Origin of the sequence: Streptomyces sp. M-16 (assembly GCF_052114405.1) — a bacterium.
Lineage (GTDB): Bacteria > Actinomycetota > Actinomycetes > Streptomycetales > Streptomycetaceae > Streptomyces.
In genome coordinates this window covers 35,503-50,590 of record NZ_JBFRER010000086.1, presented here as the reverse complement: position 1 = coordinate 50,590, position 15,088 = coordinate 35,503, and the positions used below count along the sequence as shown (strand labels likewise).

Genomic DNA, 15,088 nt, shown 5'->3' with positions numbered 1-15,088 from the left:
CGCCGGGGCCCCGGCACCCGGCGGCGCGCCGCCCCGGCCCGGCCGCCGTCGGCCCGGCTCCGTCCGTGCGGGCGCCCGGGGGCGGGCTCGTACCGGTGAGCTCGTGGCGGTGAGCCCCTGCCGGTGAGCGCCTGCCGGTGAGCTCGCGCCGGTGAACCCCTGCCGGTGAGCTCGCGCTGGTGAACCCCTGCCGGTGAGCTCGCGCTGGTGAACCCCTGCCGGTGAGCGCCTGCCCGTGAGCGCCCCGGCCCCCGGGCGCGCGGCCCATCGGACACACTGAAGCCATGTCGATTCACCAGAACCTGCTCGGGGGCCCCGCCCCCACCCACCTGCCCGACGAGCCCGCGCCCCGCGAGGCCCTCGCCGCCGGGACCGACCCGGCCGAGGTCGCCGCCGCGCACCCGACCTCCTCCCTCGCCTGGGCCGCCCTCGCGGACCGCGCCTTCGAGGCGGGCCACACGGTCGAGTCGTACGCGTACGCCCGCACCGGCTACCACCGGGGCCTGGACGCGCTGCGCCGGGCCGGCTGGAAGGGCCACGGGCCGGTGCCGTGGGAGCACGAGCCGAACCGCGGTTTCCTGCGCGCCCTGCACGCCCTGGCCCGCGCCGCCGGGGCCATCGGCGAGAAGGAGGAGTACGAGCGCTGCTCCACCTTCCTGCGCGACTCCTCGGCCACGGCCGCGGACACGCTCGTATAACTGCCGGCGTTCGCCCTAGAGGGCTTCCGGATCCCCTGCTTATGATGCGAGGCAGGGGACCGGGGCTCCACTTACCTCACGGAAGGAGCGGACCGCTACCCGGAAGCACGTGTCGAGGAGACAGAAATGTCGCACGCCCTTGATGCCTCCGGAGCCGGTTCGGACACCCCGAACCTCGACTTCGCCGGCACGACCCCGTACGAGGACTACGTCCAGGCAGACGTCCTCACCCACCTCCAGCACCTCCGCTCGGACGACCCCGGCGAGATGGTCTTCCTGGTCACGACCCAGGTCATGGAGCTGTGGTTCACGGTCATCGTCCACGAGTGGGAGACGGCGGCCCGCGCCCTGCGCGAGGACCGCATCCCGGTCGCGATGGACGCGCTGAAACGATCCCTCCGCGAGCTGGAGGCCCTGAACGCCTCCTGGCGGCCCCTCGCGCAGCTCACCCCCTCGCAGTTCAACGCCTACCGCTCGGCGCTGGGCGAGGGTTCCGGTTTCCAGTCGGCGATGTACCGCCGGATGGAGTTCCTGCTGGGCGAGAAGTCGGCGTCCATGCTGGTCCCGCACCGTGGCGCGCCGCGCGTCCACGGGGAGCTGGAGAAGGCCCTCCAGGAGCCCAGCCTCTACGACGAGACCCTGCGCCTGCTGGCCCGCCGCGGCCTGCCCGTCCCCCAGTCGGTCCTGACGCGCGACCTCGCGCTGCGCTACGAGCCCTCGGCGGAGGTCGAGGCGGTCTGGACGGCCCTGTACGCCGAGCCCGACGGCGGCCACGCCGACCTGCACCGGCTGGGCGAGGTCCTCACGGACGTCGCGGAACTCGTCTGGCGCTGGCGCAACGACCACCTGGTGGCGACCCGCCGCGCGATGGGGGCGAAGACGGGCACGGGCGGCTCCGCCGGGGTGACCTGGCTGGAGAAGCGCGCCACGAAGAACGTCTTCCCCGAGCTCTGGACGGCCCGCAGCCATGTCTGACACCAACGCCACGGCCGACCTGGCGGAGCGCGCGGCGCGGCTCGACGCCCTGGACGGCCTCGCCAAGCTCCGTGAGCGCTTCACCCTCCCCGACGGGGTCGTCTACCTCGACGGGAACTCCCTCGGAGCGCTTCCGGCCGCCGTCCCCGACGCGCTGACGGACGTCGTCCGCCGCCAGTGGGGCGAGCTCCTCATCCGGTCCTGGGACGAGAGCGGCTGGTGGACCGCCCCCGAGCGGATCGGCGACCTCATCGCCCCGCTCGTCGGCGCGGCCCCCGGGCAGGTGACGGTCGGCGACTCCACCAGCGTCAACCTCTTCAAGGCCCTGGTCGGCGCCGCCCGTATGGCCGTACCCGGCCGGACGAAGCTGCTGGTCGACGCGACCACGTTCCCGACGGACGGCTACATCGCCGCCTCCGCCGCCCGGCTGACCGGCCTGGAGCCGGTCCCCGTCGACCCCGCCGACGCGCCGGGCGCGATCGACGGCGACACCGCCGTGGTGCTGCTCAACCACGTCGACTACCGCAGCGGCCGGCTCCACGACCTGCCCGGTCTCACCGCGGCCGCGCACGCGGCGGGCGCCCTGATCGTCTGGGACCTGTGCCACAGCGCGGGCGCCCTGCCGGTCGGCCTCGACGAGCACGGCGTCGACCTCGCGGTGGGCTGCACGTACAAGTACCTCAACGGCGGTCCCGGCTCCCCGGCGTACGTGTACGTGGCCGCCCGCCACCAGGGTGCCTTCGACTCCCCGCTCCCCGGCTGGAACAGCCACGCCGACCCGTTCGCGATGACCCCGGGCTACGAGCCGGCCGAGGGCGCGGCCCGGGCGCGCGTCGGGACGCCGGACATCCTGTCCATGCTGGCGCTGGAGTCGGCCCTCGGGGTGTGGGAGGGCGTGGCGGTCGAGGACGTCCGCGCGAAGTCCCTCGCGCTGACGGACTTCTTCCTGGAGTGCGTGGCCCGCTACGTCCCTGAGGGGAAGGTCGAGGTGGTCACCCCGGCCGGGCACGCCGAGCGCGGCAGCCAGGTCTCGCTGCGGACCGAGGGGGCCCGCGAGGTGATGGCCGAGCTCATCTCCCGCGGGGTCGTCGGGGACTTCCGGGCACCCGACGTCCTGCGCTTCGGGTTCACCCCGCTCTACGTCGGTTTCGCCGACGCGGAGCGTGCCGCGCGCACGCTGGGTCACGTTTTCGGGTGACGCCCTAGCGAAACGTCACTTCGACGGGTGTGGCGAACGAGCGGGCGGGGCTGCGGCCCCGCCCGTTCCGCTTGTACCCGGTGCGGCCACGGGACGGCCCGTTCCAGCCTGATACGGTCCCGCTCTGGCGAAACACCGGAACATCAGTCCCCGCTGTCCCACGCGTTTACCCGAGAGGTTGAGCCGATGACGGACCCCGCAGTCGAACGGGACGCCGCCGAGGCCGCCTCGGCCTTCTCCCATCCGCCGGTCGAGCCCGACGCGAGCGCCGCGTACGGGGAACACCCCGACCAGGTCATCGACTTCTACGCCCCCCGAGGGGGCGGCGGGGCTCCCGCCCCGCTGGTCGTGGTCCTGCACGGCGGGGCCTGGCGGGCACCGTACGACCGGCAACACGTCACCCCCTTCGCGGAGTTCCTGGCCCGCCGGGGTTTCGCCGTCGCCAACGTCGAGTACCGGCGCGGGAGTTCCCTGCCGCACCAGGCCTCCCAAGGGCCGGTGGCGGGGCGCTGGCCGGAGACCTTCGACGACGTCGCCGCCGCCATGGACGCGCTGCCGGGTCTGGCGGCGCGGGCGCTGCCCGTCGCGGACCTGCACCGGGTGGTGGTGACGGGCCACTCGGCGGGCGGCCACCTCGCGCTGTGGGCGGCGGCCCGCCACGTCCTGCCGGCCGGGTCCCCGTGGCGGTTGCCCGCCCCGCCGCCGCTGCGCGGTGTGGTGGCGCTGGCCCCCATCGCGGACTTCGCGGTGGCGGAGGAACTGGGGGTGTGCGGGGGCGCGTCCGCCCAGCTGCTGGGCGGCCCGGAGCACTGGGACGCCCGCCTCCCGTCCGCCGACCCGGCGGCCCTGCTCCCGACCGGCATCGCCACCGCGGTGGTGCACGGGCGGGAGGACATCGTGGTCCCGCACGCGGTGGCGGAGTCGTACGTCGCCGCCGCGGGGGAGGCGGGCGAGCTGGTCGGCCTGACCCTGCTGGACGGCGTCGGCCACTTCCCCCTGATCGACCCGGCGGCCGACGCCTGCGCGGTGGTCTGCGAGGAGCTCGCGCAACTGGCCTGGTAGGGGCCCGTGGCACGGTGCGCCGGCAGGGAGTGGGCGAAACGGTCCTCTCCCCCGGGGGACACCGCCGGGCCGCCGCGGGGAGGTACGTGGTCCGCCGGACCCCGGAGCGGATTCAGGACGAGAGCCTCCCGAGCAGCGACCGCGGAGAGGCCGGCCCACACGTCCGGAGCCGTGCGAAGATCCGTTCGTAGGCCCTGAGCCCGGACGATCCGCCGGGCCTTGTCCGGGAGTCGGCGGGAGTCAGGCAATGAGCGTTGCGAAGCGGTGGTTCACGTCGAGCCACGGCAGCCCCGACGGCGGTGACTGCGTCGAGGCCGCCACCCGCCTTTACGCCGGCCACGTCCGGGACTCCGAGGACCCCGGCCCCACCCTCACGCCGGCAACCGGCTTCGCCGACCGGGCGGCGGGGCGGGCGTAGTGCCGACCTGGGGGTTGATCCTGGAACGGAACATCGGCGAGCACCGGGGGCTGACCTGGTCCGTCGGGGTGTTGGGGCACGTCGAGGGGACGGGCGAGGAGGCCCTGGCCGCGCTCCGGGAGCGGGTCGACGCCTTCGATCCCGGACTGTTCCGCAAGGTGGTGCGCCGCGTCGTGTACCGGGAGGGCGACGGGTTCCTCGTCGTCGTGGAGCCCCGCTTCGGACTTCCCCACCACTACCGGTTCAAGGCGGTCGAGGTCGTTTCCGACAGCGCCCCTCCCCCGCCGGAGCCCGAGCCCCTGCCCGAGCCCCGGCCCGAACCCGTACCGGTACCGCGCCGCGGGCACCCGGTCCCCCCTCCGCCGCCCCCGCCGAAGGCCTGGGACGCAGACGTACCCGACCGCCCCGCCTGGCTCGGGCGGGACGACCTCGCCTGAGGGGCCCGAGCGCACGTACACGAGCCGGGAGGCGACTTCGTTCCGGCCCCCCCCGTGGTCCGGGCACCGGAACCCTCACACCGGGGCCCGGACGGGGAGGCGGCGCGCTGACTCAGTCCCACTGCCGGTCGGCGAGGGAGGAGACCGGCGCCGGCTTGCCGATCAGCGCCAGGGCGATGAAGAAGTTGATCTGGCCGATCGCGATGGTGAGGGTGGCCAGGGCCTTCTCGTCGAAGTGCTTCGCCGCCTCCGCGTACAGCTCGTCGCAGACGCGCTCCTCGCCCCGCGGGGCGGGCTGGAGGACCGCCTCCACCAGGGCGAGGGCGGCCCGCTCGGCCGGGGTGAAGCAGTGGGCGTCCTGCCAGGAGGAGACGGCCGTGATCCGCTCCTCGGTCTCGCCCGCCTTGCGCAGGAACCCGGTGTTCAGGAGGGTCAGGTAGGTGTTGTGGACGATCTGGCCGGCCCGCAGGTGGACCAGGCTGATCGTGGTGCGCGGCACCGAGCGGTTGCCGGTGGCCCGGAAGAGGGCGGCGCTGATGTCGCTCATCTCGGGGACGAACCTGCCCGGATCGGCCATCCGGGAGAGGGGAGCGGTGGCGGTGGCGGTGGCGTTGGTGTCGGTGTTCGTCATGGGGCCCTCCGGTGGCCGGGGCCGATGCTCGCTGCGTCGGCTTCACCCCACTGACGGATGGGACGCCGCGAGTGTGACAGGTCCGGGAAAAAACTTTCCGGGGCGACACGTGCGGCCGTGCGGGGGACCATGAAGGGACGGAGACGGCCGGCATGTCCGGCCGCGCGGGCGCCGGACCGGTGCCGGACGGGCCTCGTGGCCCGGTGCACCGTCGGCGCACAGCGCCGTCGTCCCGGTCCCCGGCGACCTCCGCCCTTCCCCTTCTCCCCCGTGGGAGGCAGCACCATGAACCGACGTACGCGCCTGATCCTGCTCACCCCCGTGATGGCCGGCTCCCTCGCCCTCGGCCCCACCGCGCTCGCCCTGGCCTCGGCCCCCGCGGCCGTCCCCGCCGCCACGTGTTCCACGTCCGGCGTGCTGGCGGACGGCACGGTGAGCATCTCCGGCGGCGGGTTCCAGCCGGGGCCCGCCTTCCTGGAGTCGTCCACGGGCGTCGGCGCCGGCTTCAGCATGAATCCGGACGGCACCTTCAACATCGCCAAGGCGAAGGAGGGCCAGTACTCGGTCCGGCAGGGCTCGACGGTCACCCAGTGCAGCGGCGGCAGCGCGACGACCACTACCACCGGTACCACTCTCAAGGCCGGCATCGTCGCCGGCTGGGACGCCGTCAAGGCCGACTGCAAGGCCACCGCCCCCGCCTCGGCCAACCAGCAGTTCAGCCTGGGCTGGAACAAGGGGGCAGCCGTGGCGAAGGAGGCGTTCTGCTGAAGCCGCACACGCCCGAGCGGGGCAGCCGGCGGACGTGCCGGCTGCCCCGCTCGGGGGTGGTGCGGGTGCTGCGGGTTCCTAGAGGAACGAGTTGATCTCGATCGTCTCGGTGCGGCCGGGGCCGACGCCGATCGCGGAGATCGGGGCGCCCGACATCTCCTCCAGGGCCTTCACGTACGCCTGGGCGTTCTTCGGGAGGTCGGAGAAGGTCTTGGCCTTGGTGATGTCCTCGGACCAGCCCGGGAGGGTTTCGTAGATCGGCTTCGCGTGGTGGAAGTCGGTCTGGGAGTACGGGAGCTCCTCGACGCGCTTGCCGTCGATCTCGTACGCGACGCAGACCGGGATCTCCTCCCAGCCGGTCAGCACGTCGAGCTTGGTGAGGAAGAAGTCCGTCAGGCCGTTGACGCGGGTCGCGTAGCGGGCGATCGGGGCGTCGAACCAGCCGCAGCGGCGGTCACGGCCGGTGGTCACACCGCGCTCGCCACCGATGCGGCGCAGGGCCTCGCCGTCCTCGTCGAAGAGCTCCGTCGGGAACGGGCCGGCGCCGACGCGGGTCGTGTAGGCCTTGAGGATGCCGATGACGCGGCTGATCTTCGTCGGGCCCACGCCGGTGCCGGTGCAGGCGCCGCCGGCGGTCGGGTTCGAGGAGGTGACGAAGGGGTACGTGCCGTGGTCGACGTCGAGCAGGGTGCCCTGGCCGCCCTCGAAGAGCACGACCTTGTCCTCGTCCAGCGCGTTGTTGAGGATCAGGGTGGTGTCGGCGACGTAGCCCTTGATCTGGTCCGCGTACTGGAGCATCTCCTCCACGATCGCGCCGGCCTCGATGGCACGGCGGTTGTAGAGCTTCGCGAGGAGCTGGTTCTTGCCCTCCAGCGCCGCCTCGACCTTCTGGATGAGGATCGACTCGTCGTAGAGGTCCTGGACGCGGATGCCGACGCGGTTGATCTTGTCCGCGTAGGTCGGGCCGATGCCGCGGCCGGTCGTACCGATCTTGCGCTTGCCGAGGAAGCGCTCGCCGACCTTGTCGAGGGTGACGTTGTACGGCGTGATCAGGTGCGCGTTACCGCTGATCAGCAGCTTCGAGGTGTCGATGCCGCGCTCGTTCAGGCCGCGCAGCTCGGAGAGCAGGACGGCCGGGTCGACGACGACACCGTTGCCGATGACCGGGGTGCATCCGGGGGAGAGGATGCCGGAAGGGAGAAGGTGCAGCGCGTACTTCTGGTCGCCCACGACGACCGTGTGGCCGGCGTTGTTGCCACCCTGGTAGCGCACTACATAGTCAACGGATCCACCGAGCAGGTCGGTGGCCTTTCCCTTGCCCTCGTCACCCCACTGAGCTCCGAGCAGCACAAGAGCGGGCACAGGCGTACACCTCTTCCGGATGGGGCATGTCCAAGGTCAGGGGGCGTACGACGATGTACACCGCAGGCTGAGCCGTCGGACCGGTACCCCGGAATAGACGAAGGCCCTGGCGCAATAGCGCAAGGGCCTCTTGCACAAAGATGCTACCCGAGGAAGGACCGAGGTGTCGGCTCCAGAGCCCACCATGAGCCATGCGGGCGCGCCGGTCGGCGGCCTGCTCGTGCTCGTCGACCCGGTCGCCCGCCGTCTTGACGGCGAGTCCGTGCGAATCGCGAAGGATGTGTTGTCAGCGGGGGCCGCGGCGAAAATCTGCCTCCCCGATTCGCAGGAGGAATTTGCGCGGGCCCTCGCCCGCCGGGGTCATCGGCGGCCGGTGATCGTGGGCGACGACCGGGCGCTGGTAAGGGCCGTGGCGCTGCTGCACCGGGAGCGGGGGCCGGTGGACCGGGCGCTCTCGCTGGTTCCGGTGGGGCCCTCGGGGTCGCTGGGGCTGGCCCGCTCGCTCGGCGTGCCGCTCTCGGCGGTGCTCGGGGCGCGGGCGGCGCTGGACGGGGTGCCGCGGCCGCGGGACCTGCTGGTCGACGACAGCGACGGGGTGGTGCTGGGCGGGCTGCGGATCGCGGGTCCGCCCGCGGCGCGGCGCGGCGGCGCGTACCGCTCGCTGCTGCGGACCCTGCTGACCGGCCCGGGGGCCGCGCCGCACCGGCTGAGGGTGGAGGTGCAGGTGGACGGGGTGGTGCTCGCGGACGTGGACCAGCCCGTGGAGGACGTGGCGGTGCGGACGGGGGAGGGGGGCGGTCCGGCCGAGGTCGTCGTCCGGCTCGCGGGGGCCGCGCCGCTGACGGGGCGGGCCGAGGCGGTGACGGTGTCCGGGGCGGACTTCCGTTACCGCGCCGACCACGTCCTGACCGGCCCGGTCCGCCGCCGCACCTGGACCCGCCATCCGGCGGCCTGGGCCCTCACCCTGCCGCGCTGAGCCGGCCCCCGGCGGGTCGGGGCGGGGCGGGGTGTCGCCCCGGCCCCGCTCCCGCGGCTACGGCAGGTCTAGCGTCGCGCGGTGGGCGCGCCAGCGGTCCATCATTCCGAGCATCTCGCCCTGCAGGAACTCGAAGAACGCCGCCGTCTCCGCGATCCGCGCGCCCGCCGGGGAGCCCTCGCCGAGGCCGGCCGCGCCCTCGCGCAGGGTCTTCTCCCACAGGGTCAGGACCTGGTCCCGGCGGGTGAAGGTCTCGTACCAGAGCTCGTTGTGCAGGACGTACCGGTCGCGGCGGGAGCCCGGTTCGCGCTCCCGGCTGACCATGTTGACCTGCGTCAGGTAGGCGACGGCGCCCGATACCGCCGCCGGACTGATCTGGAGCGCCTCGCCCAGTTCCGCGGAGGTCATCGATCCCCCGTCGCTCGCGAGCAGCCGCGCGAAGACCCGGGAGGCCATGCGTTGCATGCCCGCCTCCGTCAGCTGCGCCGCGAACCGCTCCACGAAGCGGGATACCGCTTCCTCGTCCCGTACATCCATTGCATCCGCCACCCCTCAGACTTTACGCGATTCCCGAGCTTCACAATTTTGTGAAAGTAGCGTACGTTCAGAAACATGACGAAGGCAATCAGCGTCGCCGGGCTCCACAAGGCGTTCGGCCGCACCCACGCACTGGACGGACTCGACCTCGACGTCACCGCGGGCGAGGTCCACGGGTTCCTCGGCCCCAACGGCGCCGGGAAGTCCACCACCATCCGGGTCCTGCTCGGCCTGCTGCGCGCCGATGCCGGGACCGTCAGCCTCCTCGGCGGTGACCCGTGGGCCGACGCGGTGGCGCTCCACCGCCGCATCGCCTACGTGCCCGGTGACGTCACCCTGTGGCGCAACCTCTCCGGAGGCGAGGTCATCGACCTCTACGGCCGGCTCCGCGGCGGTCTCGACCGGGCGCGCCGCACCGAGCTGCTGGAGCGGTTCGAACTCGACCCGACCAAGAAGGGCCGTACGTACTCCAAGGGCAACCGTCAGAAGGTCGCCCTGGTCGCCGCCTTCGCGTCGGACGTCGAGCTGCTGATCCTCGACGAACCCACCTCCGGCCTCGACCCGCTGATGGAGGAGGTCTTCCAGAGCTGCGTCGCCGAGGCCCGTGCCGCCGGCCGCACCATCCTCCTCAGCAGCCACATCCTCAGCGAGGTCGAAACCCTCTGCGACCGCGTCAGCATCATCCGCGCCGGCCGCACCGTGGAGACCGGCACCCTCGCCGAACTGCGCCACCTCACCCGTACGTCGATCACGGCCGAACTCGCCGGACCGCCGAACGGCATCGCGCACCTGCCCGGCGTGTACGACGTCGACGTGCGCGGCCTCAAGGTCAGCCTCCAGGCCGACACCGACAAGCTGGACGCCGTGCTGCGCTCGCTCACCGCCTCGGGCGTGCGGTCGCTGACCTCGACCCCGCCCACCCTCGAAGAGCTCTTCCTCCGCCACTACACGACCGCTGACGAGGCGAACGCACGATGAACCGACAACTGGCGGGCACCGGCGCCCTGCTCCGGCTGGCCCTGCGCCGCGACCGCGTGATGATGCCGGTGTGGGTCCTCGTCACCGGCCTGCTGGTGGTGAGCATGCCCGGTTCGCTCGAAAAGGTGTACGGCACTGCCGCCGAACGCGCCGAGCTCGCCTCCTCGATGAACGCCAACGGCTCCATGCGTGCCCTGTACGGGCCGGTCTTCGGCGACTCCCTCGGCGCGCTGACCTCCTGGCGCATGGGCGTCTACGGCGCCGTCCTCGCCGCCGTGATGAGCCTGATCATCGTCATCCGGCACACCCGTGAGGAGGAGGAGACGGGCCGCCAGGAAATGCTGTCCGCCGCCATGGTGGGCCGCCGGGCCCCGCTGACGGCGGCGCTGCTCGCCGCCCTCGTCGCCAACGCGTGTGTCGTCCTGCTCGTCGCGGGCGGACTCGCCGGGCAGGGCGGGCCCGGCGCCCTCGCGCTGGGCCTGGCCATCGGCGGCGCCGGTCTGCTCTTCGCGGGGATCGCGGCCATCGCCGCCCAGCTCACCGAGAGCGCCCGCGCCGCCAAGGGGCTCACCTCCGCCGTCCTCGGCGCCGCCTTCGTGCTGAAGGCCGCCGGCGACGCCGGTACGCCGGACGGCGCCTCCGCCCTGACCTGGATCTCCCCGCTCGGCTGGGTGGAGAACGCCCGCGCCTTCGCCGCCGAACGCTGGTGGGTGCTCCTCCTGCTCGTCGCCGGGGTGGCGCTCACGACGGGAGCCGCGTACCTGCTCTCGGGCCGCCGCGACCTGGGCATGAGCTTCCTGCCCGCCCGTCCCGGACCGGCCGAGGGCCGGCTCGGCACGGCCGGGGCACTGGCCTGGCGGCTCCAGCGCGGCAGCCTCATCGGCTGGGGCGCCGCCTTCCTCGTCGCCGGGCTCGTCTTCGGCGGCATGGCGGACGGCGCCGCCGACGTCGTCGGCGGCAACGAGAAGACCCGTCAGATCATCGAGCGGATGGGCGGGCAGAGCGGGCTCACCGACGCCTTCCTCGCCGCGATGGCCGGACTGCTCGGCATGATCGCCGCGCTCTACGTGGTCTCCTCCGTGCTGCGCCTGAACGGCGAGGAGAGCGCGCAGCGCGCCGAACCGCTGCTCTCGAACGCCGTCGGGCGACTGCGCTGGGCCGGCGGTCACCTCGCCGTCGCGTTCGGCGGCTCGGCCGTGATCCTGCTGCTGGCCGGGCTCGGACTGGGCATCGGGCACGGCCGGGACGTCGGTACGGCCGTGGGTGCCTGCCTCGCGCAGCTCCCGGCGGTGTGGCTGCTCGGCGCCCTGGCGGCCCTGCTGCACGGCGCGCTCCCGAAGTACGCGGTCGCGGGCTGGGCAGTCGCCGGAGTCGCGCTGGCCCTCGGCTGGATCGGCCCGGCGCTCGACCTTCCCCAGTCGGTCATGAACGTCTCGCCCTTCACCCACCTGCCCAAGCTCCCCGGGCCGGAGGCCCTCGACTGGGCTCCGCTGCTGACCCTGACCGTCCTCGCGGGGGCGCTGGTCGCGGCAGGACTGGGCGCGCTGCGGCGCCGGGACCTGACGGCGTAGCCGCGGGCGGAGACCGTGAGGGGCCCGGGCCCCGGCCGACCGGCCGGGCCCGGGCCCCCGGGCTTTCGGCCCGTCGGCTAGAACTCCACGAGCAGTTCGCGCAGGCCCCGGATGACGTAGCCGTCCCCCCACTGCGGCTCCCTGACCAGGTGCAACGGTGGGAGTGCCGGGTCGAGCAGGGCGCCGAAGGAGGCCGCGAGCTCCAGCCGGGCCAGGGGCGCCCCCAGGCAGTAGTGGATCCCGGCGCCGAAGGTCAGGTGCGGGTTGTCGGCGCGTGAGAGGTCCAGCGCGTCGGGGTTCTCGAAGCGCGCCGGATCCCGGTTCGCAGAACCGAACAACAGTGCGACTTCTGAGCCGCGAGGGATCGGTGTGTCCCCGATCAGGATGTCGTCGAGCACCCAGCGCTCGAACATCTGGAGAGGTGTGTCGAAGCGCATGAGTTCATCCACAGCTGTGGACAACTTTTCGGGATCCACCGCTCCCGGGTCCGCGCGCAGCCGCGCGAGCTGCTCGGGATTGCGGAACAGGGCCCACCAGCCGTTGACCGTCGTGTTGACGGTCGCCTCGTGTCCGGCGTTCAGCAGGAGGACGCAGGTGGAGATCATCTCCTGCTCGCTGAGCCGGCCCTCCTCATCGTGGGCGGCGATCAGGCCGGAGATCAAATCCGTGCCGGGCCGCTTGCGCCGCTCGCCGATCAACTCCCGCAGGTACGCGCTGAACTCCACGCTCGCGGTCACCGCACGCCGGGCCGTCTCCCGGTCCGGCCGGAGCTCGAACATCCCGCAGATGTCCGCCGACCAGGGCCGCAACAGCCCCCGGTCCGCCTCCGGGACACCCAGCAGCTCCGCGATCACCGCCACCGGCAGCGGCTCGGCGACGGCAGTCAGCAGGTCCCCGCCCCCCGCCCGGCGCAGCCCGTCCGCCAACTCCCGGGCCAGCCGCTCCACCGCCGGCGCGAGCCGCTCCACGGTGCGCGGGGTGAAGGCCTTCGCCACCAGCCGCCGCACGCGCGCGTGCGCGGGATCCTCCAGGTCCAACAGCCCGTTGCCGTTGAGCACGTGGAAGGGCTCGTGCTCCGGCGGCGGCGCCTGTCGGCCGAACTCCTCGTGGCTGAAGCGGTGCAGGTAGGTCCGCCCCAGCCGCCGGTCCCGCAACAGGGCGCTCACATCGGCGTAGTGCGGCACCAGCCACTGCCCGGTCGCCGGCGACCACACGGCCCGCCCCTGCTGCCGCAGCTCCCGGTAGGCGGGGTACGGGTCGGCGACGAACTCGGCATCCCACGGATCAAAGCCCATCCCCGCAGACTAGCCCCGCCCCGCCGGGAACCCACTGGACCCGGCCCGGAACCCCGGCCCCTCCCGACCAGCCCCCGACGGTCCCCCACAGGACCTGTCCCGGACCCGGCCCGGACGGCGGCCCGCACCCGGCCCGCACCCGGCCCGCACCCGGCCCGGACGGCGCCTAAGTCGGCGTCACCAGCCGGGTCTCGTAGGCGAACACCGCCGCCTGCGTCCGGTCCCGCAGGCCCAGCTTCACCAGGATCCGGCTCACATGCGTCTTGATCGTCGACTCCGCGACCAGCAGCCGGTCCGCTATCTCCCCGTTGGACAGGCCCTGCGCGATCAGCACCAGCACCTCCGTCTCCCGTTCCGTCAGCTCCGGCACCCCCGCCGGATCGGCGGCCTGCGGAGCCTTCGCCAGCTTCGAGAACTCCACGATCAGCCGCTTCGTCACCGAAGGGGCCAACAGCGCCTCCCCGGCCGCCACCACCCGCACCCCGTCCGCCAGCTGACGGGCCGACGCGTCCTTCAACAGGAACCCCGAAGCCCCCGCCCGCAGCGCCTGGTACACGTACTCGTCGAGGTCGAAGGTCGTCAGGACCAGCACCTTCGCGTCCGCGTCGGCCGCCACGATCTTCCGGGTCGCCTCCAGGCCGTTCATCTCCGGCATCCGGATGTCCATCAACACCACGTCAGGCCGCAAGGCCGCCACCTGCGCGATGGCCTGCCGGCCGTCGACGGCCTCGCCGACGACCTCGATGCCCTCCATCGCGTTCAGCAGGACGGAGAAGCCCTCGCGGACCATCATCTGGTCATCGACGATCAGCACTCTGATCGTCATACCGGGTCCTCCTCCGACTGCGGTCGGCTGCGTACCGGTATGAACACCGCCACCTCGTACCCGCCCGAAGGGCTCTCCCCGGCCGTCATCTCCCCTTCCAGCATGGCCACCCGCTCCCGCATCCCGGTGATCCCGTGCCCGGCCCCCGGTGAAGGCGGCACGTCCCCGACAGCCGGGCCGTTGACGACCCGTATCCCCAGACCACCCAGCACGTACGACACCTCGACCTCCGCCAACGATCCCGGCGCGTGCCGCAGGCTGTTGCTCAGGGCCTCCTGGATGATCCGGTAGGCCGACAGCTCCACGCCCTGCGGCAGCTCGCGCACCGCACCCGTGACGGTCTTCTCCACGCTCAGCCCGGCCTCCCGCACATTGGCGAGCAGCCCCTCCAGCGCGGCCAGCGTCGGCTGCGGGGCGTCGGGCGCCTCGTAGTCCGCGGACCGCACCACCCCCAGCACCCGGCGCAGCTCGGTGAGGGCCGCCACCGCGTTCTCCCGGATGGTGACGAACGCGGCCTCCAGCTCCGGCGGCGGATTCTTCACCCGGTACGGAGCCGCCTCCGCCTGGATCGCCACCACCGACATGTGGTGCGCGACCACGTCGTGCAGCTCCCGCGCGATGGTCGTCCGCTCCTCCAGCAACGTCCTCCGGTCCCGCTCGAAGGCCGTCACCTCCAGCACCGCCGTGACCTCCTGCCGGGCCTCCCGGCGGGTGTTGCGCACCGTCACCAGCAGCAGCGCCACCGCCGAGGCGGAGGCCATCGGCCCGATGCTGCCCGCACGCTCCGCACCGAACAGGATCTGCACGGCAGTCCCGAACACCACGGTGACGACCCACATCCAGCCGGCCACCCGGGGCCTGGTCCGCAGGGCGACGAAGACCATCACGGAGAGGTAGGAGAGGAACGTGCCCGGAGACCAGGGCCAGGTGAAGATCCGGTCCTGCAGCACCGAGAGCACGACCGTGGCCGCCAGCGCCGCCCAGAAGGCCCCCAGGGGCCGCACCAGGGTCATCAGCACCGGCGCCGCGGCCACCAACCCCGCCACGGTGCGCGAGACCGGCGACATACCGCCCGTCCCGCTGATACCCGCCAGCATGAACACGAAGAAGGCCGTCACCCCCACCACCGCGTGCGGCAGATAGGCCATCTGCGTCCGTATCCGCGCCGGCAGGCGGCGGACGATCGGCCCGTCCGTCCGCATCGGGGCGAGCGGACGGTAAGCGAAGGCATCCGTGAACATGTCGTCACGCAGGCTCTGCATCAAGCCCGAAGCCAGCCTCAGTTCGGGCGGACGGGGAGTGGCCCCGGTGGTCGTCTGGGTCATGTTCAAACCGTAGGCCGCCTCCTCACTGGTC

Annotated in this window: 16 protein-coding genes; 10 read left to right on the top strand and 6 right to left on the bottom strand. The window is 73.0% G+C overall.

Annotated elements, in window-relative coordinates:
• Positions 1-284 precede the first annotated feature (284 nt).
• The 6 genes from AB4039_RS30265 to AB4039_RS30240 all read left to right on the top strand — a co-directional run bounded on the left by AB4039_RS30265 (position 285) and on the right by AB4039_RS30240 (position 4,788).
• Entirely contained in the window at positions 285-698 is a 414-nt protein-coding gene (locus AB4039_RS30265; RefSeq protein ID WP_266840050.1) for a DUF3151 domain-containing protein, read from the top strand.
• Between the two features lie 126 nt (positions 699-824).
• Entirely contained in the window at positions 825-1,673 is an 849-nt protein-coding gene (locus tag AB4039_RS30260) for a tryptophan 2,3-dioxygenase family protein (protein ID WP_266840049.1), read from the top strand.
• On the top strand, positions 1,666-2,871 hold the full coding sequence (kynU, locus tag AB4039_RS30255; protein ID WP_266840048.1) for a kynureninase: 1,206 nt from the start codon (positions 1,666-1,668) through the stop codon (positions 2,869-2,871). The genes AB4039_RS30260 and kynU overlap by 8 nt, the downstream gene beginning before the upstream one ends.
• 186 nt (positions 2,872-3,057) lie before the next feature.
• Positions 3,058-3,933, top strand: coding sequence for an alpha/beta hydrolase family protein (locus AB4039_RS30250; protein WP_442272282.1), 876 nt, complete (start codon positions 3,058-3,060; stop codon positions 3,931-3,933).
• Positions 3,934-4,180: 247 nt separating this feature from the next.
• Positions 4,181-4,351, top strand: coding sequence for a DUF397 domain-containing protein (locus AB4039_RS30245; protein ID WP_442272281.1), 171 nt, complete (start codon positions 4,181-4,183; stop codon positions 4,349-4,351).
• Entirely contained in the window at positions 4,351-4,788 is a 438-nt protein-coding gene (locus tag AB4039_RS30240) for a hypothetical protein (protein ID WP_266840045.1), read from the top strand. Before AB4039_RS30245 ends, AB4039_RS30240 begins: the two co-directional genes overlap by 1 nt.
• 112 nt (positions 4,789-4,900) lie before the next feature.
• On the opposite strand, the gene AB4039_RS30235 is transcribed toward AB4039_RS30240, so the two are convergent.
• Positions 4,901-5,419, bottom strand: a complete 519-nt coding sequence (locus AB4039_RS30235) for a carboxymuconolactone decarboxylase family protein (RefSeq protein WP_266840044.1) — start codon at positions 5,417-5,419, stop codon at positions 4,901-4,903.
• A gap of 285 nt (positions 5,420-5,704) precedes the next feature.
• Here AB4039_RS30235 and AB4039_RS30230 point away from each other — a divergent pair, with 285 nt between their 5' ends.
• Positions 5,705-6,187: a hypothetical protein gene (locus AB4039_RS30230; RefSeq protein WP_266840043.1), complete on the top strand. Its 483-nt coding sequence runs from the start codon at positions 5,705-5,707 to the stop codon at positions 6,185-6,187.
• A gap of 78 nt (positions 6,188-6,265) precedes the next feature.
• Here AB4039_RS30230 and AB4039_RS30225 read toward each other — a convergent pair whose 3' ends face one another.
• Entirely contained in the window at positions 6,266-7,549 is a 1,284-nt protein-coding gene (locus AB4039_RS30225) for an adenylosuccinate synthase (protein ID WP_266840042.1), read from the bottom strand.
• 184 nt (positions 7,550-7,733) lie between these two features.
• Between AB4039_RS30225 and AB4039_RS30220 the strand changes: the two genes are divergently transcribed.
• A complete protein-coding gene (locus tag AB4039_RS30220; RefSeq protein ID WP_442272283.1) occupies positions 7,734-8,525 on the top strand; it encodes a diacylglycerol kinase in 792 nt (263 codons plus the stop codon).
• Between the two features lie 57 nt (positions 8,526-8,582).
• Here AB4039_RS30220 and AB4039_RS30215 read toward each other — a convergent pair whose 3' ends face one another.
• Positions 8,583-9,062: a GbsR/MarR family transcriptional regulator gene (locus AB4039_RS30215; protein ID WP_051840640.1), complete on the bottom strand. Its 480-nt coding sequence runs from the start codon at positions 9,060-9,062 to the stop codon at positions 8,583-8,585.
• Between the two features lie 75 nt (positions 9,063-9,137).
• Between AB4039_RS30215 and AB4039_RS30210 the strand changes: the two genes are divergently transcribed.
• Together AB4039_RS30210 and AB4039_RS30205 are read left to right on the top strand one after the other, a co-directional pair.
• A complete protein-coding gene (locus tag AB4039_RS30210) occupies positions 9,138-10,040 on the top strand; it encodes an ABC transporter ATP-binding protein (protein WP_266840040.1) in 903 nt (300 codons plus the stop codon).
• Positions 10,037-11,611: an ABC transporter permease gene (locus AB4039_RS30205; RefSeq protein WP_266840039.1), complete on the top strand. Its 1,575-nt coding sequence runs from the start codon at positions 10,037-10,039 to the stop codon at positions 11,609-11,611. The genes AB4039_RS30210 and AB4039_RS30205 overlap by 4 nt, the downstream gene beginning before the upstream one ends.
• Positions 11,612-11,688: 77 nt before the next feature.
• On the opposite strand, the gene AB4039_RS30200 is transcribed toward AB4039_RS30205, so the two are convergent.
• From AB4039_RS30200 to AB4039_RS30190, 3 genes are all read right to left on the bottom strand, one after another.
• Positions 11,689-12,906 (bottom strand): cytochrome P450, encoded by a 1,218-nt coding sequence (locus tag AB4039_RS30200; protein ID WP_442272280.1) that lies wholly within the window; start codon positions 12,904-12,906, stop codon positions 11,689-11,691.
• Between the two features lie 166 nt (positions 12,907-13,072).
• Positions 13,073-13,732: a response regulator gene (locus tag AB4039_RS30195; protein WP_442272279.1), complete on the bottom strand. Its 660-nt coding sequence runs from the start codon at positions 13,730-13,732 to the stop codon at positions 13,073-13,075.
• Complete coding sequence (locus AB4039_RS30190; protein WP_266840036.1) at positions 13,729-15,057, bottom strand: histidine kinase; 1,329 nt, start codon at positions 15,055-15,057, stop codon at positions 13,729-13,731. Before AB4039_RS30190 ends, AB4039_RS30195 begins: the two co-directional genes overlap by 4 nt.
• Between the last annotated feature and the right edge of the window lie 31 nt (positions 15,058-15,088).

What these genes read in the sequence shown, in the direction of transcription:
- AB4039_RS30265 (WP_266840050.1), top strand. Translation starts at nt 285, where the DNA reads ATGTCGATTCACCAGAACCTGCTCGGGGGCCCCGCCCCCACCCACCTG.
- AB4039_RS30260 (WP_266840049.1), top strand. Translation starts at nt 825, where the DNA reads ATGTCGCACGCCCTTGATGCCTCCGGAGCCGGTTCGGACACCCCGAAC.
- kynU (WP_266840048.1), top strand. Translation starts at nt 1,666, where the DNA reads ATGTCTGACACCAACGCCACGGCCGACCTGGCGGAGCGCGCGGCGCGG.
- AB4039_RS30250 (WP_442272282.1), top strand. Translation starts at nt 3,058, where the DNA reads ATGACGGACCCCGCAGTCGAACGGGACGCCGCCGAGGCCGCCTCGGCC.
- AB4039_RS30245 (WP_442272281.1), top strand. Translation starts at nt 4,181, where the DNA reads ATGAGCGTTGCGAAGCGGTGGTTCACGTCGAGCCACGGCAGCCCCGAC.
- AB4039_RS30235 (WP_266840044.1), bottom strand. Translation starts at nt 5,419, where the DNA reads ATGACGAACACCGACACCAACGCCACCGCCACCGCCACCGCTCCCCTC.
- AB4039_RS30230 (WP_266840043.1), top strand. Translation starts at nt 5,705, where the DNA reads ATGAACCGACGTACGCGCCTGATCCTGCTCACCCCCGTGATGGCCGGC.
- AB4039_RS30220 (WP_442272283.1), top strand. Translation starts at nt 7,734, where the DNA reads ATGAGCCATGCGGGCGCGCCGGTCGGCGGCCTGCTCGTGCTCGTCGAC.
- AB4039_RS30215 (WP_051840640.1), bottom strand. Translation starts at nt 9,062, where the DNA reads ATGGATGTACGGGACGAGGAAGCGGTATCCCGCTTCGTGGAGCGGTTC.
- AB4039_RS30210 (WP_266840040.1), top strand. Translation starts at nt 9,138, where the DNA reads ATGACGAAGGCAATCAGCGTCGCCGGGCTCCACAAGGCGTTCGGCCGC.
- AB4039_RS30205 (WP_266840039.1), top strand. Translation starts at nt 10,037, where the DNA reads ATGAACCGACAACTGGCGGGCACCGGCGCCCTGCTCCGGCTGGCCCTG.
- AB4039_RS30200 (WP_442272280.1), bottom strand. Translation starts at nt 12,906, where the DNA reads ATGGGCTTTGATCCGTGGGATGCCGAGTTCGTCGCCGACCCGTACCCC.
- AB4039_RS30195 (WP_442272279.1), bottom strand. Translation starts at nt 13,732, where the DNA reads ATGACGATCAGAGTGCTGATCGTCGATGACCAGATGATGGTCCGCGAG.
- AB4039_RS30190 (WP_266840036.1), bottom strand. Translation starts at nt 15,057, where the DNA reads ATGACCCAGACGACCACCGGGGCCACTCCCCGTCCGCCCGAACTGAGG.